This window comes from Blastocatellia bacterium (assembly GCA_016713405.1).
Classification (GTDB): domain Bacteria; phylum Acidobacteriota; class Blastocatellia; order Chloracidobacteriales; family JADJPF01; genus JADJPF01.
In genome coordinates this window covers 130,102-155,465 of record JADJPF010000010.1, presented here as the reverse complement: position 1 = coordinate 155,465, position 25,364 = coordinate 130,102, and the positions used below count along the sequence as shown (strand labels likewise).

Here is a 25,364-nt window from a genome sequence, read left to right as displayed (position 1 = left end):
TTATGAGTACACACAAAGTATTACTTTATACACTGAGAGATAATGAAATTGAAGAGTATGAAAAGCTAATTAGGCAAGCTTCACTACCAATAGATTTAATAGTTTGCCGTTCCAAAGAAGAAGCAAAAAAAGCTATTGTAGATGCAGAAATCGTTTTTGGTGTGCATTTACCACCAGAAATTTACGCTTTAGCTAAAAATTTAAAGTGGATTCAATCAATGTGGGCAGGTGTAGAAAATCTGCTACCTGCTCCCATACCTTCAAATGTAATAATTACTAAACCTTGGGGAGTTTTTGGACAATATATTTGTGAGTATGTTTTTGGTTATATTCTAGCTAGCAAAATTAAATTACGTGAGCATTTAGCTGCACAGCTTGAGCAAAAATGGGAGCGTCATCCATTAGAACCAATCACAGGAAATTGCTTAGGTATTGCAGGAGTTGGAGATATTGGAGCAGAAATAGCTAGAATTGGCAAAAGTTTTGGTATGCAAACCTGGGGGCTAAATAGCGATGGTCGCCCACATCAATTTATTGATGAAATGTTCTCGCCTGATGAATTAAAGCTATTTGTTGCAGGTGTAGATTTTCTAGTGTTAATTCTTCCTGCAACAAAACAGACCTTAGAAATGTTTGGACACGAAGTTTTCCAACATATGAAACCTAATGCATGGCTAATTAATGTTGGCCGCGGAGCATTAATTAATGATGCTGCTTTAATAGAAGCATTAAAACATAATCGCATTGCTGGAGCAGTCTTAGATGTTTTTCATCAAGAACCTTTGCCAGTTTCACACCCATTTTGGAAATTACCTAATTGCATAATTACACCTCATGTAGGAGGCCCTAGCCTACCAAGTGACATTACTAAATGTTTTATAACTAATTTTCATCTTTACTGGGCAGGTAAACCGCTACTTGGGCAAATTAACCAAGAAAAAGGCTATTAATTAATACAACCAAATATTCGCTTGTATTTTGCAAGTCTTTTCTATACTATTAATTTTAGTTTTACTAAGTATTTTTCTGAAAGGACTTAAAATATGAATGGACAATATCCTGCTCCTTACAATAATCAACAACCTATGTCTTTACATCCTTCTTTTCGCCTTAATCAATATTTAGTAAGAAAAAAAATCTTTTCTTTTTTAGGTGGTGCTTTTCATATCTTTGATTCTAATGGACAAGTAATGTTTTACTCTAAACAGAAAGCTTTTAAGTTAAAAGAAGATATTCGTATTTATACGGGCGAAGATATGACCACCGAGCTTATAACTATAAAAGCAAGGCAAATGCTAGATTTTTCTGCAACTTATGATGTTTTTGACACTATAAATAATCAAAAAGTAGGAGCATTAAAACGCCAAGGATTTGCTTCTTTAGTTCGTGACAAATGGACAATTCTAAATGCTAATGATCAAGAAATAGGGATAATTGAAGAAGAAAATTTGCTACTTGGGTTAGTTAGAAGGTTTATAACTAATTTAATTCCACAAACTTACAAAGGAACAATAAACAATGCTTTAGTTTGTGAATTTAAGCAAAACTTTAATCCTTTTGTAATTAAAATTTCGCTAGATTTTTCTCCTGATACAAATGGATGGCTAGATCGTCGTCTTGGAATTGCAGCATCTATTTTACTTTGCGCGGTTGAAGGTAAACAAGCATAAACAAGCATAAACAAGTATAGACTAAAGCAAATAGTTAGAGCTTAAAAAATCAAACCTTTTTAAGCTCTAATTATTTTTCTTGTTATTTTTCTACTAAAGAAATCTTCCAGTTATCATAATCATCCTTGGAAAATCTAAAATCTGCTTCTTTATCAAAAGTTACTTTTTCATTAGCTCTATTACCTATAAATTCCCTTTGAAAAGAACCTTTTACTTGAACTTTAACAGGCCAATACTTTTCTTGCTCATTAAAGCTACCTCGTTGTTTTATTTCAATACTTTCAATTTCAATATTAGTTGCTTTCATAGTATTAGAAACAATATTTCCTATTATGCCTTCTACTTTTGTTCCAACTACCCAGGCAGTGGGAAAATCTTTCTTTAACTCAGAGGTGACTAATAGTTTTGTTTCTTCATTTGTAGGCCCTGAACTACAAGCTATTTGCATCAAAGCTAAGAAAAAAACTAACACAATCATTTTTATTTTAATCATAAATATTTATAGCTCCTAGGAATAAAAAGTTAATAACAACGTTGTTATTTAATACAGCCATTTAATTGATTAGCCATTACTTCGGCAGATTGAAACCTTGATAGAGGATCCTTATATAAAGCCTGCATAATCACAGAAATAAGCTCTTTAGGTGTATCTTGGCGTAAAATTGCTATGGGTTTAGGCTCAGATTTTGTAATAGCTTCAATAATTTGAAAATAAGTTGAACCGTCAAAAGGTAACATTCCTGTAGTTATTTCATAAAGTACAATACCTAAAAGAAAAAATATCTGAACGAGGATCTATTTTTTCAGTTCCGCTAGCTTGTTCTGGTGACATATAAGTAACAGTACCCATTAAAATCCCTGGCTCTGTAATATTGCTAATAGAATTAGAAAATCTTGGGTCAGAATTATTTGAATCTATATTTCTCACTTCGCTAAAAATACCTGGTTTAGCTAGTCCAAAATCTAGCATTTTTACCTGTCCTCGGTCATTAAGCAAAATATTAGAAGATTTAACATCCCGGTGAATTATTCCAAAAGAATGAGCTTCAGCTAAAGCTAGAGCAGATTGAGAACCAATGCTAGCAACTTCCTTAAAAGAAAAAGGCTTTATACGTAAACATTCTATCAAGGTTTTACCATGAACATATTCCATAACCATATAAGGAATATCTTCTATTTCGCCAATTTCATAAACAGTTGCAATATTTGGATGGTTAAGCATTGAAGCTGTTTGAGCTTCGCGTAAAAAGCGACGACGGATGGCTTCATCACTTGCATAACGACTTTTTAAGAGTTTTATAGCAACAGGACGTTTTAAGGTTTGGTCACGAGCAAGCAAAACCTCTCCCATTCCACCTTTACCTAAAGTGCGCAAAATTTCAAAATGTCCTATTTGACCTTTTTGTTTTATTTTCTCAAGCAAGTCTTTTCCAGTATTTTTATTGATTGAGCCTCTTACCTTACGAAGATCTCCTTGGGTGATAGCTGGGTCAGTTGGTGGGATAACTTCATCGCTAGCAAAATATTCATCACTAAAATATTTTCCTGGAGGAGTTTCTGAAAATTTCCCTAGGTTGTTACTTGATGATTGATTTGGGGTAAAACGAGCTATAGCTGTAGCAAATAGGCGGGAAAATAGTCTTGAACTATTTCCTTCATCAATAAAATAACCTGCCCGGCGAAGTTCTTCAAAAACATGTTCACGGGCTTTAGATCTGGGCTGATTTTCAATAAAACAGTTAATTACTTCGCGCTCTGCATCTCCTATGTGTTCCCAAATATAGCGAAAATGTGTTCCTGCTTCATCCAGAAAACTTGTTTCTAATTGTTGGGGGTCTACTAAATTACCATTTTCTAAAATGTGGTCAAAATAAGTAGAACAAGCTATTTGAAGGAAAAAAGGAAAGTATCCAGCTAAAGAAAAAATATCTTTGCTAAAAGCTTCTAAAGCTATTCCTGCAACTTTAGAAGGCTCACGAATTAACGTCATAGCCTCTTCTTGAGTAAATGGACGTAAATAAATATTAGTAAAAATATTAAAAAATGGTGAATCTGCAATCTGGTCAGTATGACATAAAACCTGTAATTCTTTAGCTGATGAAGTAACATAAGCTAAGTCATAATTATTAGCAGCAGAACGAAGAAAAGAGAAAAAATCTAAGTTAAATACTTTATTTGCAGTAATTGCATCAAATTCATCAAAAAGCACAATTAATTTGTTTCGCCTTCTGTGTAAATCGGCAAAGACTCGACGAACAGAGTCAAAATCTGTGTTAGGAGTAATAATTGTTTCATTAGTAGCTTCACTTAATAAAGCTAAAAAGTCAGCAAAAAAACTTTCAATACTACTATAGCGTTTTTGCTGTAAATCCATAAAAACAAAAATATGGTTAGAGGAGCTATCTAATAGTTGATTTCTAGTTTCTAGGGCATAAATATAGTTTAGAAGTGAAGATTTACCTATTCTGCGTTCACCAACAATTGAAACTGATTGAGGACGTGAAGCACCTATACGGGAAAAAATTCTAGTAATTTCCTTACGCCGTCCATAAAATTGGGTTGTATCTCGGATTGCTACTCTATTTAAGTATGGATTTTTCATAATAATTTTCTAATGGTTTGCTCTATTTCCCCATAATGTTGACTAAGATTAACTTTAACCCAATAACAAGCTTCACTATTTATAAAATTAGCAATTAAGCATTTTCTATTAAAAGCTTGTTCATCGTCCAGGCTTTCTACACCATAACAAATATATTTTTCATGAATTTCAAGAAAATTTTCTGATGTCATAGTATGAGAAGTCCAGCGTTTTACCATATCTTTTATAACTTTCTAAATAACTACATTGTAAACAAAATTTTCTAATGTTTTATCTCTTAAAGCCCCAACGGGGCGACATATTTGTAGCGTAGGGTTTCAACCCTACGTATGATAATGAAATATTTATAGAGTCACGTAGTGACGACATAATTAATTTGTTGAATTTGTTATATTTATTATACCGTCGCTGCGCGACTTTAATTATGTATAATCACTGTACCTAGGTCTTATGACCTAAGCTATAATTATTTCGTCACGCGCGTGACTTAAGATATTAAGAAAATATTAACTTATTTAGTTTAGTAATAACTATTTATAAAGTTCGCACTTCACGAACAACGCGCCAAATGCTATGACTTTTCTTAATCCAAAGCCGAAGTAAATCTATACGAAAATAAAAAGCTTCATCTCCTATTTTTTTAAGTACATCTACCCTAGCTAATTCTTCTAAAGTTAACCGAATTGTATCAGATGAAAGTCTAACAGGATAATTTTCTTTTTGAATAGCTTGAGTAATTTTACTAGCTGTAGCTGAATCATTATCAAATGTTAAAACTTCTGCAAGTAAAGACATCACTAATTTTTCATCATCGCTAAAGCCATCCCAAAAATAAATCATTTGAGGCAAAGGATTATCTACAATTTCATCAATAACTTGGCTAAGGTCAGATTTTAATAAATAATTTCGTTTTGCTTCATTTAGATAATCAACTATTGATTGGCAAATATATTGTGTATAAAAAGGTTGACCTGAAGTTAGCCGATAAATAGCATCTTGAACACCACGGCCAAAAACTATTTTATCTTTTACAGGTTCAGAAATTAAGCGTTTGCTATCCCGTTCACTTAAGAAAGTAACTTTACGGAATAAAGAATGTCGTAAAAATTCCCTCCAATATTTTCTTTCTCTTTCCTCTAGCCGTCGTGAGCCAGTAAAGACAAAAGAAAGCCGGTCATGATTATCAATTAAGCTAGCAAAAAAAGTAAAAATCTCTTTACTTAATTTCTTATCTTCTACCTTGGTTTCTAATAGCTCATATTCATCCATTAACAAAATTAAGCGACGCTCACCTATTTCTAAAAGAATTTTATCTAAAAAATCTAAAAATAAGTGATAAGCATTTTTAGTTGGGTCTGAAAAACGAAAATTATGTATTTCTTTAGTGCTAAAATTCTGCTCTAAAAAGCTAGGGTCATCTGCTTGTGCAACGGCTTCGCCAATAAGTCTAGCAATACGGCCAAAAAATTCATGTTCATTTGAAACAACCATTTCTTGTAAATCAATAAAAACAGGTATAAAACTTTCTCCTAGTCGGCCATTTAAGACCTGGTAAAGAATAGAGCTTTTGCCAGCGCGTCTTTCACCACATAAAACCAAAACTATTCCACCTTGTGCCGCGCCTTCTAACTTAATTTTCAAATAGTTAAAATCATCTTCTCGCCCAAAAAACATAGCTGGACTACGTATTGGATTTCCAACAATATAAGGGTTAGGTTCAATAGGAACAAAACTTGATAAACTTGCTGGTAGCACATATTCCCGGTTCTGATGTTGTCGAATTAAAAATATTGCTCCTGAAGCAAAAGAAAAAGTTAATCCTATTAATATATAAAACCAACTTTTTTTCCAAAATGGGAGGTCAATACGAATGGTTACTTTAACTGGTAAAGCATTAGTGCCATAGAGATCTCTATTAATAGCAAAAACTTCAAAAGTATGTTCTCCAGCAGGTAAATCATTAAATAAAGCTTCATTAACAGATTGTTTTGCTACTAAACGATAATCTTTAGCTTGATTGTTAATAATTATTCTATAAATAAAAGAAATTTCGCCTAGTGAACTAGTGCCAATCAATCGGAATTTGATGTTATGTTGACCTGAAGCAATATCATTATTAGTTACTGTAGCACCATTAACTTCAAGCTGACATTCAACATTAGGAATAGCTGAGCTAGGAAGATGTCTAGTGAGTCCTAAATCACTTGCAAACCAAATAGCACCAGTGTTGTCTTGAGTAATAACACGTATTTTATTTCCAACCACTCCATGTTGCTCACGAGTATAAGTATTAATTAAAGGAGGAATAGAAATATTAGTAGGACTAAAAAATTTTTTACCTTACCATCAGATAGACCAAGCCAAAACATTTTGTCTCGATCCATAAAAATACACTGTACATCTTCGTTAAGGCTTAAAAATTGTCCTAAAGGAACAATTTTTTGCTCTTTAAATACTTCTATACCTTTAGCAGTTGCAAACCATAAAATATCTTGGCTTGGGCCCTCAGTAATCCAACGTACATCAATGCTTTCTAAAGAATCGTTTTGCCCAATTACAGTTAAATCATAAGTTGTTGGATCATAACGATATACACCACGATCGGTAGCAAACCAAAGCATTCTATTATTCTGTTGGAAAATTTGCCGTACTTCTGCAGTAATCTTTAAGGCTTCTGGAACAACCGCAGCAGGATAAACTTTTTCTGCTAGTTCGGTGTCAAAATGTGAAACTCCATTTTTAGTAGCTACCCATAAGGTATTATCTTGAACATCTTCACACAGATAACGAATATCACTACTAGCTAAACCTTGTTCTATACCTAGACGAGTCCATCTAGTAGCTTGTTTTCGGTATAAACCATTAGAAGTTGCAAACCATAAAACTCCATTTTTTTGCTGTAAAATATGGTAAACAATAACATTAGTAGGAATTTCATTAATACGCTTAAAGCTAACCCCATTAAAATAAATTAATCCTGCACCACTACCAACCCATAAAGCCCCTATTTGGTTAATATCTGGTAATAAACAATAAATATTATTTTCTAGTAATCCGCGACTAGTATTAAAACTAACAAAGCTATAAAAATCTTGTTTTACAACACCATTTTCTGTTGCAAACCAAAGATTTCCTTCTTGGTCTGAAAGCAAGGCATTTACTTTATCTGTTGTTAATTGATCATCAACTTCATCTCGTTGTAAATCATAAACATAGACTTTTTTATCAATAGTGCTAATCCATAAATTACCTACACGGTCTTCTACTATAGATTTAAGTGGTTGAGTGAGTTCAGCCTTTTCTATAGTCAAAAAACTTTCGCCTGATAATTTTTTTAACCCTACAGAAGTTAAAAACCAAATAGTAAAGCGGCTATCAATTAAAATAGCTTGGGTAGCTAAATCCATAATATTATTATCAATTATTAGTGGTTTTACTTTACCTTGTTCAATTTTTACTACTCCATTATCAGTCGCAACCCAGACAATATCTGTTTTTTTATCAATAGTTATACTATTAATTTTATCATTTGGCAGCCCATCTTTAACAGTATACTCACTAATAGAGTTATTAAAATATTTCACTAACCCTTGCTCAGTAGCAAACCATAAAGCACCTACACGATCTTCTATAATTACATTAACAACACGCCCATTTAAGATAGTTGTTGGTTCAATTTTATTACTTGAAGGAAGTTTTTTTCTTAAACCTTTAGTTGTAGCAATCCATAAAATTCCATTACGACCTTGAAAAATAGTCCTTATATCTTCATTAGCTAAAGGGGATAACTGCAATTCTTGATTATCAGACACTCGTATTTGTTCGCTATTTAGCTTAAATATTCCCTGATTAGTACCTAACCAAATAACTCCTGTTAAATGGTCTTGCCAAATGCTTTGGACTATATTGGAAGGTAGAAGTGGAGTTGTAAAACGCTCCTTTATTTTGTCACCAATTGGAATAGCTGAGGCTCTAGGCAGAACTACAGTACGTAAAATTGTTTTATTATCCGATGCAACATAAACACTTTCATCTACAATAATTTCAAATCCAGGCATTAAGACTGTTAATTGATAAATTCCTGTTTGAAGACGGCCAAAATAATAATCACCTTTTGGAGATTCAATAGCACGTTTTAATGTTCCATCTTGACTTTTTAAGGTGACAGTAGCATCAGACAATCTTTCTTGTAAGTTATCTAAAACTAAGACATGTAAAGAGCTTGGAACTAGCTTAAATATATAAGAAAAAGATTCTTCTTTATTGACTGGAACAATTTCCGTTTGGGTACGAAATCCATCTAAGCTAACAGTAACGCTATATTGTCCAATTTTGGAAAGATTAACTGTAAAAGCACCTTCAGAATTAGTTAATAAAGTTTGAACTGTTGCACCATCTAAAGAAATATAAACTGTTGCGCCTGCTTGAGGTTGTTCATTTTCGTTAACAACTTTGCCTTGTAGGATTGTTCCTGTTTGAAACAAGGTTAGTCTATTAGCATTAACAGGTAAAATTACTATACTAAATAGAAAATTAGTTAGAGAAAAAAAGAGTGTTAGAAACAAAAATAGCTTTAGTAAATTTTTAAGTTTAGGTTGTAAATAATTATTATTAGATAGTTTAATAAACAGCATGTTTTATATTGTTTTCCAAAAAATTAGTTTTGTTTTTCCAAAAAAGACCATAAAAAGATTTTGGGTAAACTAAAGGCTTATTTCTAACATATTTATACCATTTATCTTGCCACTCAATAACTAAATCATTTGCATTTTTATTATTTTCTAACATCTGTTTTTCTACCTGATTACGAGTTTGCAGAAATTCGTCACGTTTTTCATCATTAAACAGAAAATACCTGTGAATAGATTCATGTTTTTGCCATAGTGTTGGTACTAGCCAATCTTTTTCTAAACTTAAAACTCCAAAATCTTTTGTGTAATCAAAGTTTACTGGCTTAAAAACAGATAAACAAGGTGCAGATGTACCAGTAAAAAAATACTGTTGATTAGTAATATTAGCTACCAAAGAACCACAGGTTTGACCACGACGAACATAACCACAAGCATGCATACAAACGTCTTTATTGCTACGCTGAAAATGGCTATTACCTGTTTGAGAGTGTGTACGTAGCCCATTAAATAAGTCAATGACAGAAATAGAAGTTTGATTTAGCAGATTTGATAAAGTGCAATAACTAGTATTTAAGCGTTGTTTGGAACCGCTAAAATAGGTTAAAAACCAAGTACTAAAGGTTTTAGCAAAATTAAATTCTCCTGTTTTATATAAACCTTGTTTTTTAGCAAAATCCTGTAAACCTTTAGATTGACGGTCAAAATCACTCTCAATAGTAATACAATTAGAAATAGCAGCAAATTTATCTACTTTTTTTGCTACCCAATGGCGGTTAGCTGTTTCTAACACCCAAGCATTTTTATTATCAGCAATTATAAAACTATTATCATAGGAAAAGCTTTTGTCTTGATAGCCACAAATACCACCTTGACCATATTTTTCTAAATGCTCAGTAATAACAAATAATGCTTCTTCCACGGTGGCAGCACGTTCTAGGGCAAGTCTTACTAAATCCATTCCTATTAACCCATTTGTCTTGTCATGAACTTTAGTAAATACTGCTTGGTTGCCAATTACAAGCCCTTGATCATTAACTCCCATTTCTGCTCCCCAAGTCCAAAAAGGCTTGCTTAAAATAACTCCAAAACGCTTTTTTGTTTCTGGGATACTTAAATAAGTTGTTCTTAAATTAGGAGTTGTACTATTTTCTATTGGCGGAATACGTACAACTAATTGCATTTCCGTTGGTTCACGATCACTATTTTTAGCAAAAAAAACAGTATTATTTTTTCTAATTATTTGAGTATCACACATAAATGATTACTATAGCTGTAGGTATAAATGTAGTTATAGTTATTACTTTAACATAAAGATTTATAATTATTTTGTTTCCTATAATATAGAAAAATATAGGTTTATTAAAGTAGTTAAAATCATAAAAAACTATAGCACCATATTCTAGTGATAGAACATAGTGCTATAGTAAAAAGCATTTTATTTATTAAAATTTATTTTTTCCACTCAATAGGAAATAGTTTGCCTGCTTTTTGAGCAGAAATTTCTATTCCTAATAAATCAGCAGCCTTTACAAAAGCAGGATCACAAGAACTAGCTATATCTTTGGCTGTTGGTAGTATAATTTCATCTGGTGTTACTCCAATATGTTCTAAGCTCTTACCATCAGCCATAATTAAGTCAGCATCCGTAATGCTAGCACCATAAAAAACTACTACATCCATACCTAATTGAAAATTCTTGCTTCTACTTCTCATAACAGAACCAGAACTTAAATCACCTACAACTTTTCCTCTTTTTTCTAGTTGTAGGACTTTAGCAAAAACTTCTGCTGCTGATCCAGAATCAGAGTCAATTAAAACAACAATATCGCCCTTAAAAGTGTTTTTTCCTCTAGTTTTAGCAACAATTGGTTTGGTTTCTTTACGCCGTTGTATAGTTCCTACTTTAACATCATGGTCAAAACAATGTCCGATTAATCTTAGTAACATTACTTCATATCCACCAGGATTTCCTCTTAAATCTAAGATTAAAGACTTACTTTTCTTAATTTTATTCATCATATCGTCAACTTGCTCTTCAGGCATGTTAAATTCAGGCATTTTCCAAACAAAAACATCTTTATCATCATAATAAACATGCCGGTTTAAGTAGCGATCATTTTCACCTTGACGAATCAAATCATAAATATCTGCACTTTCATCATCGACTAAATCAAGTCTCTGTTTATTTTGGGTTACTTTAGCCATGATTTCTAAATCTCGGCTCTTTCCTTCAAGATCAAGTAAACTTAATTTCAGCCCCGGCTGAGGTCGTAGAGTATTAAAAAGATATCTAATCTTCCACATAGTTTGTCTAGTAACTGGATAACCATTAATAGCTTGTATTTGATCCCCTGCTTTTAGCCCTTTTGTTTCAGCATCGCTTCCAGGACGCACAGAATTAACAAAACATTTATCCCCTACAACTAACATTTTCCAACCATAATCTACATCTATACTTCTACTAGGTGGGATAAAAAAAGTGTGGGAATCATTAAAATCTAGTAGGACTTGAGCCACAATTCCAACAATTTGCCCAAAAGAAGTAGCTTGTTTTACTTTTTCTTCTGCTTCCTTAAATCTAACATCTAAATTGATATTATGAAAATTAGGATCATAGTAATTTTTTTTAATCTCATCTTTGAGAATTTTTAGCATTGTTACGCCACGTTCTTTATCATATGGGCCAAGTTGCTGAGCATTAACAACTTGAAATAACCCTAAAGTTAATAAAATAGCAAAACATAAATTTAACCACTTAGCAGAAAACTTTTTAGACATAAGCTAGCTTCTCCTTGTAAACTATTTTTATTTATTTAGTATTTTGGGGTTAAAACTCTAAGTTTCTATTTACATATAAATGCTAAAACATTATAAAACCCGTCAAACTTTTTCCAGATTTCTCCTAAAATAAGAAATTTTTGGTTTTAATATTGTTATTAATGCTTTTTATTAATAATTTTAAGCTAGCTAAAATAAGTTAATTTATTAGGACGTGATAATACTATAACGCTGGTAAAATAGCTATAGAATAAATTTTAAAGTTTTATTTATTTTAAAGAAAAGAGAAAATTTTGTTAATGTAAGCAGTAAGATATAAGCTGTTGTTTTAGATATAATTGAGTGAGATTAATTAAACTAATTTAGTAGAAATTTTACTTTAACTTATTGCTTTATTTAGAAGTTTACCTTAATTCTTCTTTATTAACTTTATCAATATCATTGCCTATAGTGAAATAGCTTATTGCTCCAGGTAAACTAATCAATATATTTATCGCTAACCATAAAAAAGCGACTAAAGCAGCAGCACTTTTAGCAAAATCTTTGTCTATTCCTTCAGCCGTATAAACATTGGTAAGCAAATAAACAAAAGCTACTTCTCTAGTTCCAAGACCGCCTGGAGAAATTGGAAGCGCGCTAACAAGTAAAACTATAGGAACAACAACAAATACAGTACCAGCAGACACATTAGCCCCAACAGACAAAGAAAGTTGTTGAACAGCTAAAATAGCAAAACATTGAGAGACAACCGAAAGTAGTAGCGAACTACCAAAAGTATAGTAGTTTTTTACAAAATCTTTTGTTAATTGGCTTAATTCCCGAATTTTAGCAGGCCAATGTTCTTTTTTATATTTCTCTAAAATGGTGTGATATTTTTGTAGAAGCTTTGCGACTAACTCAGAAAAAAACAGTGTTACTATTCCACCGCTAATAAATGCTAGCAAAATCCCCCAGGTTGCAAACTTTAAGTTTCTATTGAAATCATCTGATGGAAGCGAAAGTGCGGCTAAAGAAGCCATAAATAGCATAACCAATAAACCAACATATCTATCTAAAACTACAGATAACAAAGATTCATGCTTTTTTTGACCTTGTTTAGCTAAATAAAAGGCTTTAACAACATCCCCACCCATTGAAGGAAGCAAATTATTACAAAACATCCCTAAAAAATGTAGCTTAAAAAAATATGGAAATACAATATTAATACCTAAAGAACTTGATAAAATCTGCCAACGTTTGATCCCAAAAATTTGGGCTATAAAGACAAAAGTAAATGATATAAGTAGATAGTAGCGATTTGCCGATAATATTTTATTAAGGGCTTCCTTAGAATCTAGTCCTGTCCAATGAATAACAAAAACCAATAACCCTAACCCAAACAAAAACTTAACAGCTTTAATAATATTTTCTTGCATCTTCTTATCTTCGCTTTTGCCTTCTTCTACAAAATTGGTTGTCATTATAAAACTCTCTTGACTTACTAAACAATAAAACTAAGCTTAAAGGCTAATAGGAATGTAGTTTAGTAAAAGCCATTTTAGCTTATAAGATTAAAAACTATGAGAGGAATAAGAAATTGTTCTAGCTTATATTTATTATGCCAATTTGTTATAGAATTTTTAATTTATAGCTATCTTGAACGTGGATGAAACTTTTCATAAATGGACTTAATTCTTTCATTTGCAACATAGTTAATATCTGCTGCTTTTGCTTTTTCTTCTTGTTCTAACATTTCTATAGACGTGTTATCTGCCCCATGTTCAAGTAGATGTGTCGCAAAAGTATGACGTAACATATGAGGGGTAATATGACCTAAGCCAGCTTTTTCTCCATAATTAACAATTATTCTCCAAAACTGTTGTCTAGTCACTTCATCGCCATAATTATTAATAAAAAGCAAATCAGAATGTTTTTCTCTTAAAAGCCTTTGTCTAGCAACTAAATATTTAGACAAAATTTCAATCACTTTGTTATCTAAAACAATATCTTTTGAATTATTGTTTCTTCCTAAATAAGTTAAAGTGTTATTTGATAAATTAATATCTGTTAATTTAATTAAAATTAATTCAGAAACTCTAATTCCTGTCACATAAAGCAAATTTAGCATTGCTAAATCTCTAATTCCATCATCAGCAAGTGGATCTGCAATAGAAAAAAGCTTGTCTATTTCATCTTTATTAAGGAATTTTGGCATAGTTTGCCAAGCTTTAGGCAACTCTAAATTAATTGTTGGGTTATGATGCAAATAATTTTTATTTGTTAAAAATTGATAAAATAAACTTACTACACTTAAAACACTAACAGCTTTACTAGTATTATTTTTTTGTATTTGTCTTAAATATTGAGCTACTTCTTTTTTATCTAAAGTTAGAAGAGATTTATTTTTTGTTTGTGCAAACTCCTCTAAGCTAGTTAAATCTATTTGGTAGTCATCAATTTTTTGAGTAGATAAATTTTGTTCTTTAGTTAAAAATTCTAAAAACTCTTTTACAATATTTGCTGGAATCAATGTCATAATTTTATTTTCTCCTAAAATGTTTCACGTAAAACATCTAAACTTTTACTTTAATAAATATAATGGATTTATTGCATAACATAGTAGTTATAGTTAAAATCTAACTTTAGGGTAGCCTATCTTGACCTAAGAAATATGTTTAATTAGACTTATGCTGGTTATTAGGTTATATTAAACTCAGTTATCAGACTATAGTTTATTTTGCCGTTATTTTCAATTAATTTGAATGGATTTCTTATTATTATGCCTGTTAAAGTAGAAAATTTTTCCACCATAAAAGCCCCTACAAATTTAGAAGTATTGATTAATCAAGTATTTGATACTGTTCCAAAAGAACATACACGAGGAATTAGTAAAGTAGTAATTGTAGATGAAATAAAAGACCCAAGACTTGCAGCAATTACAAAAGATCCTCAACCTGTGTTGTATCATCCAAAAACTCCTGCTAATCAAGCATTTATTGAAATAGCAATGAGCTTTTTTCTCTCACAAAAAGAAAATTTTATCAAACGTCTAGCAGCTAAACTAAATTTTAAGGCTAATATAGCAGGAGCTTTACTTGCAATCATTGGGCAGCACTATCATATTTCCTATGCGTATGGAGTCAAGAAAGGAAAAATGTCTCAATTTGAACCAAAAGTTAGAGCTTATGTAGGAAAGCACTTTGTCCCCTGGCGTGATAATAATGCTGCTTATCGTACAGAACTCTTTAAGCCCTTTGAACCTTATATTAAACGGCTAGACAAATGGATTAAGAAAAAGTTTTAGATAACCAAAAAGCTCAAAAAGCTAGTAAGAAAATAATTTAAGATATAAATCAAAAGTTAATAAAATTGTATTAGCTACCAGCCCCAGGATCCCGGCCCGCCCTTAAATGGCCCAACTATATCAGATGTAATCCATCCACCATAGAAATTACCTGGTTGAGGTGTAACTAATTCTCCCTCAACCAAACAAGCATCCATTGGATGAGCATAAAAAGCCAAATGGTCTTTTATAACTTCAAATCTATTTGTAGGTTTAGGATAGCTCCATGCCACTTTTTCTAGCCTTTTACCATTTACCTCTAAAGAGTAATAAATAGCTTCTCCCTTCCATTCACAAAAACTACTTCCAGAACTAATAAATAAATATTGCATTAAAATATCTGTTTGAGGTATGTAATAAACTGGCGGATGGCTAGTTTCTAAAACACGTTTAGCATTACTGCTATTAACAATAGTAACTTTATTAAAAATAATTTTTATTTCTTTTTTAGTTATCTCAACTCTAGGAGGTCTGGGATAATCCCAAACAGATTCCTGCCCTGGTTTTGGTTCAACCTTGTTTGGACGATACATAATTATTCATCTGTTTGGGAAAGCTCAGATTCAACTTTGGCTTTTAGTTGTTCCAAAGCTGTAATTATCGCTCTTTGAACTTCTACTAACTCAACTTGAGTGCGACGAAACTTAACTTCTAAAGTAAATTCCTTGCCTGTAGGTTGAAATCGATAATTAAAAGGTTTAGGACGACCCTTTTGAGTAGTTTTAGCTGCTTTACGGACTTGATCTCTAGTTAAGCCTTGTCGCTGAATTTTTTGAATTAATTCTTTCATTGCTTCAATATCAGGCTGCCTAACTACTTGTAATAACATAGCTTTAGAAGTAATGTCGGCTAGCCGACATAGTTCTTTAATCTCTGCTGGCATAGCAACTAAAGATAAAGATTCCGTGACAGAAGTTCGAGACTTACCTATTTTTTGGGCTATTTCTTCATGTGTATAACCAAAACGATCAGCCAAAGCTTGAAATCCTTCTGCTTCTTCAAATGGAGTTAAGTCTTTTCGTTGTAAATTTTCAATTAAAGCTATTTCTGCTACTGCTCTATCATCTACATCCATTTCAATGCAAGGTAGTTCTTTTAATCCAGCAGCAATACTAGCACGATAGCGACGCTCACCAGAAATAATCATAAAACGTCCTCCAACTTGAGAAGGACGAACTAAAATAGGTTCTAAAACCCCTTTTTCTTTAATAGAAGCTATAAGGTCTTCTAAATTTCCAATATCAATACGGGGTTGTTTTGGATTGGTTTCTAATCGGTCAATAGGAATCATTCGACCAACAGGCGCGCCACTACGGGCAGCAAGTTCTTCAACATAATGTACATCGTGCCGCATCTTTAAGGTTGCAGGCAGCCCTCTTTTTGTTGTCATTTATTTATAATCTCCAGATTTGTCCTATTTGCTTTTTGCTACAGCTACAGAAAATCCTACACGTTCTAGTATTTCCTCACAAAGACTTTTGTATTCTATTGCTCCACTAGACTGTGAGGCAAATGAAAAAATCGGTTCCTTGTAAGCTGGACTTTCTTCTAAACGAACAGATTTTGTTATTACAGTTTTAAATACTTTATCTCCAAATACTTGGCAAATTTGATCATGAATATCTTTTGCTAAAGTAGTCCGTTTATCATGCAAAGTTATTACGACTCCAAGCATTTGTAAATTAGGATTTGGTCGTGCTTTGATCTTCTCCATTGTTTCAAGTAAATCATCTGTCCCTTCTAAAGCAAAATAAGAAGATTGTATAGGAATGACTAAATGCGTAGAAGCAACTAAGGCATTAACAGTAATCAATCCTAAAGTTGGTGGGGTATCAATAACAATAAAATCATATTTATTTTTTACATTTTCAACTTATCCTTTAAGCGAAAAGGGGCATCAAACTCACCTACTAGCTTACTTTCAATTTTAGCTAAACTAATTCGCGCTGGCATTACATCTAACCCAAGGTATTTTACTTTGGACAATTACATCATCAGCAGAAGTGTTTTCTATTAAAAAATCATAAATAGAAGCCCCAAATTGGTCAAAATCCAAATAAGTTAAAGTGCTATTAGCTTGTGGGTCAAGATCTAAAAGCATTACTCGTTTTCCTTGATTAGCAAGTCCAGCAGCAACATTAATTGATGTGGTAGTTTTGCCAATTCCACCTTTTTGGTTTGCAATAGTTAAAATTATTGTTTGTGTTGACATATAAATTCCATTACTAAGCAATTTGTTAAGTTTAATAAAACTAAACTTGGCTACATTTTATATTTATTCATATCGCTATCATCTATTTCATCAGGCCATTCTACTTCTTCTTCCTCTTTCTCCATCTCATCTTCAATATCAGATAAAGAAGTTTTTTCCGAAACCGTATTACGAGAATTTTTTATTACTTCTTCATTAACATAAATAGGACAATCACTACGTAGTGCTAAAGCAATAGCATCTGAAGGACGAGAATCTAAAAATACAGTGCTTTCTCCTGACATTAGTTCAATCACTGCATAAAAAACATTATCTACCAGACTAGTAATAACTATTCGTTGCACACGTGCGCCCATTTGTTCAATAACATTTTTTAGCAAGTCATGAGTCATTGGTCTTTGAGGAGCAATTTTTTCTATTTCTAAAGCAATAGCATTAGCTTCATAAGCACCAACCCAGATCGGCAACAAAGTATCACTGTTTATATCCTTTAATATAACTATTGGAGTATTTGCCGAAGGGTCAATCATCAGACCGCGTATTTTCATTTCTATTTCCATAATTGTTCCTCTAATACAACTTAAATTTAAGCTATCCAATCACCAATTAAGCTATTAGGTGTAGCTGATGTAATACGCACTTTTACCAGTTTTCCAATTAACTCTATTGGAGCAATAAAATTTACTACCTTATTACAAGAGCTATGCCCAGCTAATTGACTTTCCCCACGAGCAGCTTTTCCTTCTACTAAAACTTCTAATTCACGTCCAATATAGCGTTGAAATCTTTGTTTTTGAATTGCTGATTGTACAGATTGAAGTTCTAATAATCTTTCTGTTTTTACTGTTTCAGGCACGTTATCTTTACGTTTTGCTGCGTGTGTATTTGGTCTAGGAGAATACTTAAACATATATAGCCCATCATACTCAACTTCTTTTACTAAAGAAAGAGTTTCTTGAAAATCCATATCTGTTTCTCCCGGATAACCTACAATCATATCTCCAGTAATAGAAATATCCCGTTTAGCTTGTTTTATAGCTTGAATTTTTTCTAAATACTCTTCTCTTGTGTATTCTCGGCGCATCAATTTTAAGACTCGGCTAGAACCAGATTGTGCTGGAAGGTGTACCCAAGGAGAAAGATTTTCATAAGTATCCATTACATCTACAATCTGTTTATTAAAGTCTCTTGGATGCGAAGTAGTGTACTTAATACGTGGCGCACCAGATCTTTTTGCTACTAACTCTAGTAAAGAAACAAAAGGAGATCTTTCTAAATTAACTAAGCTTTCATCTTCAACACCTGTAAAGCTACCACGATAAGAATTAACATTTTGTCCAAGCAGTTGTATTTCTTTATAACCTCGCTCAACTAAACCTTGAACTTCTGCAAGTATTCTTTCTGCTGGCCTAGAACGTTCCCTCCCTCGTGTAAAAGGAACTATGCAAAAGCTACAAAAGTTATCACAACCTTCAATAATGGTTACAAAAGCCATATGTTCAGTTTTATGTTCTGAGGGGCTTATTTCTAAAAAGTCTGGTTCTTTGGTTTGACGAATATCTATTGCACGATTAAAACCATTATCAATTTGGGCAATTAATTCTGGCAACTTATCAATAGAATGAGTCCCAATTACTAATTTTACATCTGGAGACTTCTTAAAAATCTTTTCTGCTTCTGCTTGTGCAACACAACCCATCACACCAATCAAAGGTTTTTTACTATTAGTTTTTACTTCTGTTTCTAATTTTTGAGCTTGTTTAGCTTTAATTTTTCTAAGTTCCCCTACCCGACTATAAACTTTTTGCTGTGGTTTTTCTCTAACCATACAGGTATTTAAAAGCATTAGATCTGCTTCTATAGGACTCTCAACTTGTTTATAACCCATATGAGCTAACACAGCAGCAGCTTTTTCTGTGTCATGAACATTCATTTGACAGCCATAAGTTTCAATATAAAACTGCCGAAAATTGCTTTTACTGCTTAAATTTTGCTCTAAATTACTAGTATTTAAGGCCGCTTCTGCTGTCTTTTGTCGGCGGCTAGTTAACTGATAAAGTTTAGTTTCCATAGTCAATAACACTCTTTCTATCAATAATTTCCAAGGAATGTCGGCGTGCCGACAAAATCCTTTTTTATCTTTTTATCAACCTTTTACAAGTAGTTCATTAGCATGTTGACGGGTAAGGTCTGTAATTTGTGAGCCGCCTATCATTCTAGCTAATTCTTCGACTCTACCAACTTGGTCTAATTTTTCCACACTAACTTCTGTACGTCCAGCGATAACTCGCTTTTCTACAGAATAATGGATATCAGCAAAACGGGCAATCTGTGCTTGGTGGGTGACACATAAAACTTGATTTGTAGTAGCTAGTCGTTTTAATCTCTGTCCTACAGCCTCGGCTACTCTTCCTCCAATTCCAACATCTACTTCATCAAAAACTAAAGTTCGTGGATATTCAGTTGGAGCAGTTATAGTTTTTAGAGCTAACATCAAGCGTGAAATTTCACCTCCAGAAGCAATCTTTACAAGTGGTCGAAATTCTTCTCCAACATTAGTAGAAACTAACATTTCTACATTGTCCATTCCTCTTTCAGTTGCACGAATTTCATTTCCTAAAAATCCCATTTGAAATTGTGTTCTTTCCATTGCTAAATGTTTTAGTTCTTCCATAACAGCTATTTCTAAATCTCTGGCAACTTTGCGACGACGTTTGCTTAAATCTTTAGCTATTTCCCAATAACTTATTTGGGCTTCAGAAATAGATTTTACTAGTCGTTGTTCTTGTAGTTCAGAAGTATGAAGACGTAAAAGCTTTTCTCTCATCTCTTCAGCACTACTAAGAATTGCTTCTATTGAATTCCCATATTTACGTTTTAGCTTATCAATTTCTATTAACCTATCTTCTACTTCTTTTAATCTTTCAGGAGAAAAATTTACTCGGTCAATATAATCACGTAAAAAATAAGCTAAGTCTTCTAAGCCATAACGGGCTGTTTGAACAGACTCAATATATTGCCCAAAACGTGGATCTAAACTAGCAAGCTCATCCATTTTTTTAGCAAGACTTGCTACTTGAGATAAAATAGCTGCTTCACTTTCATAGAGCATTTCATAGCAATGGACAGAACTAGCTGTTAATTTTTCTCCATTTACTAAAAGTCGTCGTTCATCTTGAAGCTGTTGGTCTTCTCCTATTTCTAAATTAGCTCGCTCAATTTCTGATGATTGAAATTCAAGCATATCTAACATTCTTAGCCTTTCAGCCTCACTACGTCTTAACTCTGCAAGCTCTTTTTCTAAAGATTGCCAGTAGCGGTATTTGTTACGAATTTCTTCACAGTCTTTTTCTAGCCCTGCAAACAAATCCAGCAAATCTAAATGTGATTCTGCATAAAGCAAAGTTTGTTGTTCATTTTGTCCATGAATATCAACTAAATAAGGTCTAAGTTCTCTTAAAAACGCAACTGTAGTTAATTGGTCATTAACAAAAGCACGACTTCGCCCACTAGTAGTTAGTTCCCTACGAATTACTATTTCTTTACTATCTATTTCAATTCCTGCTGATTCTACAGTTTGAAAAAGTTCCTTATGAGCAACAACTTGAAAGACACCTTCTACATGTGCTTTTTGCTGTCCTGAACGAATCATTTCTGCTGAAGTCCTACCACCCAATAATAAACCTAGTGCATCAACAATTATTGATTTACCAGAACCAGTTTCTCCTGTTAGTAAATTCAATCCATTACCAAATTCAACTTGTAATTTTGTTACTACTGCTAAGTTAGAAATATTCAATGATTTCAACATAGAATAATTAGTACACCTTTTTATAAAAGTTTAAGAAATTTAAGGCATCTATTTTTTGATTGTATTTTACCTATAATATTATCATAACTGCCAGAAAAAAGCGGTAACTTATTAAGCGGATTAATGATATAAAAACTTATGACCTAAAGATCACTAGGCTAATTTGGCGTTGTTAAAGTGTATAGATGCAATTTTTCTTTCAATTTACTTGGCTAAATTAGAAAAATTTTCCAAAAAATACTAAAGAAACCTAAACTACGTAAAGGTATTTTAAAAGTATTTCAAGGTCTTTACCCTATAAAAAGCAAATGGAATAAATCTTGTTCGTAAATCCGAACTAATAACACTAAATTGTAACATTTTCTGAACAACCAAACTTGGTTTAGAAATTACCATAAGGTCAATTAAGCTATGTCTTTAGTTAATCTTATCCCTAAATCCTCTAAATTCAATATACTGGCACAAGATTTGTATATGCAAAGATCCGAAAAGATTTGTTTTTCCTCCTGCTAATTTTGAAAGCAAGGTTTGAAAGTCGCTATTGTAAGTTTAAGTTGAGTTAAATTACTCAACTTAAACTATTATTTTAATAATAAATAGTTATTTTTAATTAGTAAAAATAAAATTTTAAGAGTAAAAATTTTTCTCTAGCAAACCTTAAAATGGCTATTAATACTCTTAGGAAATGTATTTCCCTAACTTTTTAATTAGGTATTTATAAATGGTCTTAATCCCTTGCTAGTGCTAAGTAAAGTAGGTATTATGCTCTGTTTATATTCTGAACAACTAATCTTAGGAGGTTTTCCTAGTTTGCAGTACTATTTATTGCTCTTTTTAGCTTGGCAAGTTGAAGTTAGCACTAATCAAAATTTACTTGATTTAATTTGGCGTTCTAGTTTTTTAGCTAAATTAGTGCTGATTGCATTACTAGGCTTTTCTATTTTATCTTGGGCAATTATTGTTACTAAATGGTTGGCTTTTTCTCGTGCAGAAAAACAAACTCTTTCTTTTCTTGATATGTTTCGCCGCAGCAACCGATTGTCTGATGTTCACATCTCTTGTCAAAAATATAAAGAAAGCCCATTAGCAGGTGTTTTTCTTGCAGCTTATCAGGAAATAGATAAACAAGTACAAAAAGAGCCAGCAAATTCTCTTAAAAGCATAACGGCTGTTGGACGTTCCTTACAACGTGCTTGTATTAGTGAAACAAACAGATTAGAAAAAGGTGTAGCCTGGCTTGCTTCTACTGCAAGTGCTTCCCCGTTTATTGGGCTTTTTGGAACTGTAGTCGGAATTATCATTGCTTTTGAAGGTTTAAGTACATCAACACAAACATCTATCCAGGCTGTTGCACCTGGTATTGCTGAAGCTTTAATTGCAACTGCTGCTGGCATTGCGGCGGCTGTCCCGGCTGCACTAGCTTATAACCATTTCCTAAATAAAATTAAAATTTTAACTTCAGAGATGGACGATTTTTCGCTTGAATTATTAAATTTAGTTGAAAGAAATTTTTCTTAAAATCTTTAGGTTTTAGTTTATGGCATTTACTAATAATCGTGGTCGCACTCAAACATCTTTATCAGAGATTAATGTCACTCCATTAGTTGATGTGATGCTTGTTTTACTGGTCATTTTTATGGTGACAGCACCTATTTTACAAACAGGAATCCAAGTAAATTTGCCAAAAACAGCTAATACAACAAAGGCAGAAACACCAAAAAACAAATCAGTTATTGTTAGCATTGATAAAGATGGAAATATTTTCTTAGGTAGCGATACAAAAAAAAGCTCTAAATATCAAAACAGGTGAATTTTCAGCACAACTTCAAGAAGCATTATCTAAATCTCAGGAAAAAAAAGGTTTATGTGCGTGGTGATGGAGATACACCTTATAGAATAATTGCTTATGTGCTAACAGAATGTAAAAAACTTGAAGCTCAAGTTAGTTTAGTAACAGAACCAGAAACTAAAAAAAGTTAGTCTAATACTTTAACTTAGACAAGTTATTTAATAGTAAAAATGGAACTTAGTAATGCACATAAAGAAAGACAAATTCAACCACAACGTTTTGTTGTTGCAGCCTTTTTTGCACTAGCAGCCCATTTATTACTTTTTGGACTAATTTTCTTTTGGATTGGAAAAATTCCTGATGTGCTAATTATTGCTGCTGGTGCTGGCGAAGATGGCGAGCAAGGCGGCGCAGTTCAAGTAGGCGTGGCTAATGCTTCAGAGCTATTTGGATTTGACAAAAAAAAAGAAGCTGTTTCAAGTTTAACTGAAGATGTAACCAATAAAGATAAATTTAACAATGAGATAGTAAAACATGAAGAAAAGCTTGAAGAAAATCCAGAAGAAGTTTTAGAGACTAAACAAAAACCTGACCCAGAAGCTAAAAAGACTAATTTACCCGTACAAGAAAAGCCTAATAGAGTTTGGTCTAAAACTGTACAAAAGGCTAACACTACAGAAACAGTAGCTAACATAGGAACAACAGCAGGTTCGGCTAAACCTGCAATTCGTGGTGGTATAGGTGTTGGAGATGGCTTAAATAGTGGTCTAGGAACAGGGCTTCCAGGTGGCTCAGAATATGGTCGCAGAATCCAAAATATTCTTAGTCGTAACTTTACCCCTCCAACAATTCCAGCTAGTGGAACGGTTAACGTGATTGTTTACATCAAGATAAGTAGAGATGGTAAAGTAACTTCTGTGGTAGGTGGTAGAGTGCCAAAAAATTATTTCAAACGGCTAAGTCCTTATGAACAATTAAATTACGCGGCAGAACGTGCTGTTATTGCTACAGCAACACAAGGCTTGCCACCTTTTCCAGGCAACTTTTTAATTGGAACACAAGAAGCTATAGCTGAGATTTGGTTTCAATATCCTTAGTTTCCAATAATTTATCACTTGTTATTTTAACTAAAAAAGTTAAAGAAAAACTTAACCTTAGCTCAACAGTTTTAACTAACTGAAAGGTAACAACTTATGAAGTACAAGCTCACTTTCCTGTTTATTTTAGCCTTTTTATTTAGCACTCTTGCACCTCCAGCAAAGATTCAAGCACAGGATGGGCAAGCTACAGGACAAAATTTAAAGGATAAACTCACTGGAATTGTGGTTAATCCTGGTGGAGTTCAGCGGCTTGGAGTTGCAGATTTTCTTTTAGGTTTAGGAGCAAAAGACGCAGACACTAACATTTTTAACGAAGTGTTATTAAATGACTTAAAGTTTGCAGGTGTAATTGATATTGTAGGCAAAAGCTTATATCCCAAAAAAGGCTTGGCAACTCCTACCGAGTTTAAGCCTGAAGAGTGGGCAGCCGACCCTGTAAGACTTGATTATTTAGCTTTTGGTAGAGTTACAGGAGAGCAAATAGAAGCTTATCTTTTTGATGTAAAAACCAAAGATGGATTAATCAATAAAACTTATCGTGGCGACTCTATCCGCCAAGTTGCTCATCAATTTGCAGACGATATCATAAAAAAATTGTTTAACATTGATGGAATTGCAAATTCTAAAATTGCTTACACAACTGGCAAAGACATTATGATTATGGACTATGATGGTTTTGGTCAACGTGCTTTGGTGCGTGATGGAAGCTATGCAATTTTACCAAGTTTATCTCCTGATGGAAGTCGTATTGCGTATATTTCCTATAAAACTGGTCAACCTACAATCCAAGTTCATTCAGCTAAAGATGGTTTACCATTTGGTTTTGCTTCATTTCCTCGTGGAACAATTAGTTCCCCTCAATATTCATCAGATGGTGGCCGAATCGCTTTTGCATCAAGTAAAGATAGCGACACAATGGAAATTTATGTTGCAAATGCTGATGGAAACCGCGCACGTCGATTAACTGATAATCGCGGCATTATAGACACATCTCCTCGTTGGAATCCTAAAACCAATAAACAACTTGCTTTTATTTCTGACCGAACTGGCACACCTCAAGTTTATATAATGGACGATGATGGAACTAATGTTCAACGTGTGTTAAATGATGGTGGACAGGCTGACTCCCCTGCTTGGTCGCCTGATGGTCAATTTATTGCTTATACTTGGCGGCCTTCTGGGGCTGGTCGTTCAGACGTTTTTATTATGGATGTTGCAACTAGACAAATTGTGCAATTAACTCGTGGTGATGGTAGCAATGAAGCTCCAGCCTGGGCCCCGGATAGTCGCCATATTGTCTTCCAATCCAACCGAAGCGGACGTTGGGAAATATTTATTATGAATATAGATGGAAGCAGCGAAATTCAAGTTTCTAAAGGTGGTGGGCGTTCTCCATCTTGGTCAAGATAAATCTAGCAGTATTAACTTATTTTTTAGAATAGTTTAGAA

22 protein-coding genes and 1 pseudogene are annotated in these 25,364 nt (G+C 33.0%); 7 read left to right on the top strand and 16 right to left on the bottom strand.

The window, feature by feature from the left end; translation table 11 throughout:
- Window positions 1–2: 2 nt before the first annotated feature.
- Together IPK14_14595 and IPK14_14590 are read left to right on the top strand one after the other, a co-directional pair.
- Window positions 3–950, top strand: coding sequence for a D-2-hydroxyacid dehydrogenase (locus IPK14_14595; protein ID MBK7994558.1), 948 nt, complete (start codon window positions 3–5; stop codon window positions 948–950).
- Between the two features lie 135 nt (window positions 951–1,085).
- Window positions 1,086–1,670 (top strand): hypothetical protein, encoded by a 585-nt coding sequence (locus IPK14_14590; GenBank protein ID MBK7994557.1) that lies wholly within the window; start codon window positions 1,086–1,088, stop codon window positions 1,668–1,670.
- Window positions 1,671–1,752: 82 nt separating this feature from the next.
- On the opposite strand, the gene IPK14_14585 is transcribed toward IPK14_14590, so the two are convergent.
- From IPK14_14585 to IPK14_14540, 10 genes are all read right to left on the bottom strand, one after another.
- Complete coding sequence (locus tag IPK14_14585) at window positions 1,753–2,163, bottom strand: hypothetical protein (protein MBK7994556.1); 411 nt, start codon at window positions 2,161–2,163, stop codon at window positions 1,753–1,755.
- A gap of 44 nt (window positions 2,164–2,207) precedes the next feature.
- Window positions 2,208–2,408 (bottom strand): hypothetical protein, encoded by a 201-nt coding sequence (locus IPK14_14580; protein ID MBK7994555.1) that lies wholly within the window; start codon window positions 2,406–2,408, stop codon window positions 2,208–2,210.
- A gap of 13 nt (window positions 2,409–2,421) precedes the next feature.
- A complete protein-coding gene (locus IPK14_14575; GenBank protein MBK7994554.1) occupies window positions 2,422–4,272 on the bottom strand; it encodes a protein kinase in 1,851 nt (616 codons plus the stop codon).
- Window positions 4,269–4,490 carry a hypothetical protein gene (locus tag IPK14_14570; GenBank protein MBK7994553.1) on the bottom strand — a complete coding sequence of 74 codons (222 nt, stop codon included), beginning with the start codon at window positions 4,488–4,490 and terminating at the stop codon, window positions 4,269–4,271. The genes IPK14_14575 and IPK14_14570 overlap by 4 nt, the downstream gene beginning before the upstream one ends.
- Window positions 4,491–4,806: 316 nt before the next feature.
- Window positions 4,807–6,537: a hypothetical protein gene (locus tag IPK14_14565; GenBank protein ID MBK7994552.1), complete on the bottom strand. Its 1,731-nt coding sequence runs from the start codon at window positions 6,535–6,537 to the stop codon at window positions 4,807–4,809.
- Window positions 6,538–6,566: 29 nt separating this feature from the next.
- A complete protein-coding gene (locus tag IPK14_14560) occupies window positions 6,567–8,906 on the bottom strand; it encodes a carboxypeptidase regulatory-like domain-containing protein (protein ID MBK7994551.1) in 2,340 nt (779 codons plus the stop codon).
- Window positions 8,893–10,158, bottom strand: a complete 1,266-nt coding sequence (locus tag IPK14_14555; protein ID MBK7994550.1) for a C69 family dipeptidase — start codon at window positions 10,156–10,158, stop codon at window positions 8,893–8,895. The genes IPK14_14560 and IPK14_14555 overlap by 14 nt, the downstream gene beginning before the upstream one ends.
- A 194-nt stretch (window positions 10,159–10,352) precedes the next feature.
- The gene (locus IPK14_14550; protein ID MBK7994549.1) at window positions 10,353–11,681 is read right to left on the bottom strand and encodes a PDZ domain-containing protein; all 1,329 of its coding nucleotides are present in this window, start codon (window positions 11,679–11,681) and stop codon (window positions 10,353–10,355) included.
- A gap of 404 nt (window positions 11,682–12,085) precedes the next feature.
- On the bottom strand, window positions 12,086–13,141 hold the full coding sequence (locus IPK14_14545) for a flippase-like domain-containing protein (GenBank protein MBK7994548.1): 1,056 nt from the start codon (window positions 13,139–13,141) through the stop codon (window positions 12,086–12,088).
- A 170-nt stretch (window positions 13,142–13,311) separates the two neighbouring features.
- Window positions 13,312–14,196 carry a tyrosine-type recombinase/integrase gene (locus tag IPK14_14540; GenBank protein MBK7994547.1) on the bottom strand — a complete coding sequence of 295 codons (885 nt, stop codon included), beginning with the start codon at window positions 14,194–14,196 and terminating at the stop codon, window positions 13,312–13,314.
- Between the two features lie 243 nt (window positions 14,197–14,439).
- Here IPK14_14540 and IPK14_14535 point away from each other — a divergent pair, with 243 nt between their 5' ends.
- Entirely contained in the window at window positions 14,440–14,964 is a 525-nt protein-coding gene (locus IPK14_14535; protein MBK7994546.1) for a hypothetical protein, read from the top strand.
- 74 nt (window positions 14,965–15,038) lie between these two features.
- Here IPK14_14535 and IPK14_14530 read toward each other — a convergent pair whose 3' ends face one another.
- The 6 genes and pseudogenes from IPK14_14530 to recN form a co-directional block, all read right to left on the bottom strand.
- Window positions 15,039–15,536 carry a DUF427 domain-containing protein gene (locus tag IPK14_14530; GenBank protein ID MBK7994545.1) on the bottom strand — a complete coding sequence of 166 codons (498 nt, stop codon included), beginning with the start codon at window positions 15,534–15,536 and terminating at the stop codon, window positions 15,039–15,041.
- 2 nt (window positions 15,537–15,538) lie between these two features.
- Complete coding sequence (locus IPK14_14525) at window positions 15,539–16,393, bottom strand: ParB/RepB/Spo0J family partition protein (protein MBK7994544.1); 855 nt, start codon at window positions 16,391–16,393, stop codon at window positions 15,539–15,541.
- 24 nt (window positions 16,394–16,417) lie between these two features.
- Window positions 16,418–17,200, bottom strand: a pseudogene (locus tag IPK14_14520) (ParA family protein).
- A gap of 65 nt (window positions 17,201–17,265) precedes the next feature.
- Window positions 17,266–17,775, bottom strand: a complete 510-nt coding sequence (locus tag IPK14_14515; protein ID MBK7994543.1) for a bifunctional nuclease family protein — start codon at window positions 17,773–17,775, stop codon at window positions 17,266–17,268.
- A 26-nt stretch (window positions 17,776–17,801) separates the two neighbouring features.
- Window positions 17,802–19,286 carry a tRNA (N6-isopentenyl adenosine(37)-C2)-methylthiotransferase MiaB gene (gene miaB / locus IPK14_14510; GenBank protein ID MBK7994542.1) on the bottom strand — a complete coding sequence of 495 codons (1,485 nt, stop codon included), beginning with the start codon at window positions 19,284–19,286 and terminating at the stop codon, window positions 17,802–17,804.
- A gap of 75 nt (window positions 19,287–19,361) precedes the next feature.
- Window positions 19,362–21,026, bottom strand: a complete 1,665-nt coding sequence (gene recN, locus IPK14_14505; GenBank protein MBK7994541.1) for a DNA repair protein RecN — start codon at window positions 21,024–21,026, stop codon at window positions 19,362–19,364.
- An 810-nt stretch (window positions 21,027–21,836) separates the two neighbouring features.
- Here recN and IPK14_14500 point away from each other — a divergent pair.
- The 4 genes from IPK14_14500 to IPK14_14485 all read left to right on the top strand — a co-directional run bounded on the left by IPK14_14500 (window position 21,837) and on the right by IPK14_14485 (window position 25,325).
- Window positions 21,837–22,544: a MotA/TolQ/ExbB proton channel family protein gene (locus IPK14_14500; GenBank protein ID MBK7994540.1), complete on the top strand. Its 708-nt coding sequence runs from the start codon at window positions 21,837–21,839 to the stop codon at window positions 22,542–22,544.
- Window positions 22,545–22,563: 19 nt separating this feature from the next.
- Entirely contained in the window at window positions 22,564–22,836 is a 273-nt protein-coding gene (locus IPK14_14495) for a biopolymer transporter ExbD (GenBank protein ID MBK7994539.1), read from the top strand.
- Between the two features lie 209 nt (window positions 22,837–23,045).
- Window positions 23,046–23,912 (top strand): TonB C-terminal domain-containing protein, encoded by an 867-nt coding sequence (locus IPK14_14490; GenBank protein MBK7994538.1) that lies wholly within the window; start codon window positions 23,046–23,048, stop codon window positions 23,910–23,912.
- 96 nt (window positions 23,913–24,008) lie between these two features.
- Entirely contained in the window at window positions 24,009–25,325 is a 1,317-nt protein-coding gene (locus IPK14_14485; protein ID MBK7994537.1) for a PD40 domain-containing protein, read from the top strand.
- Window positions 25,326–25,364: the final 39 nt, after the last annotated feature.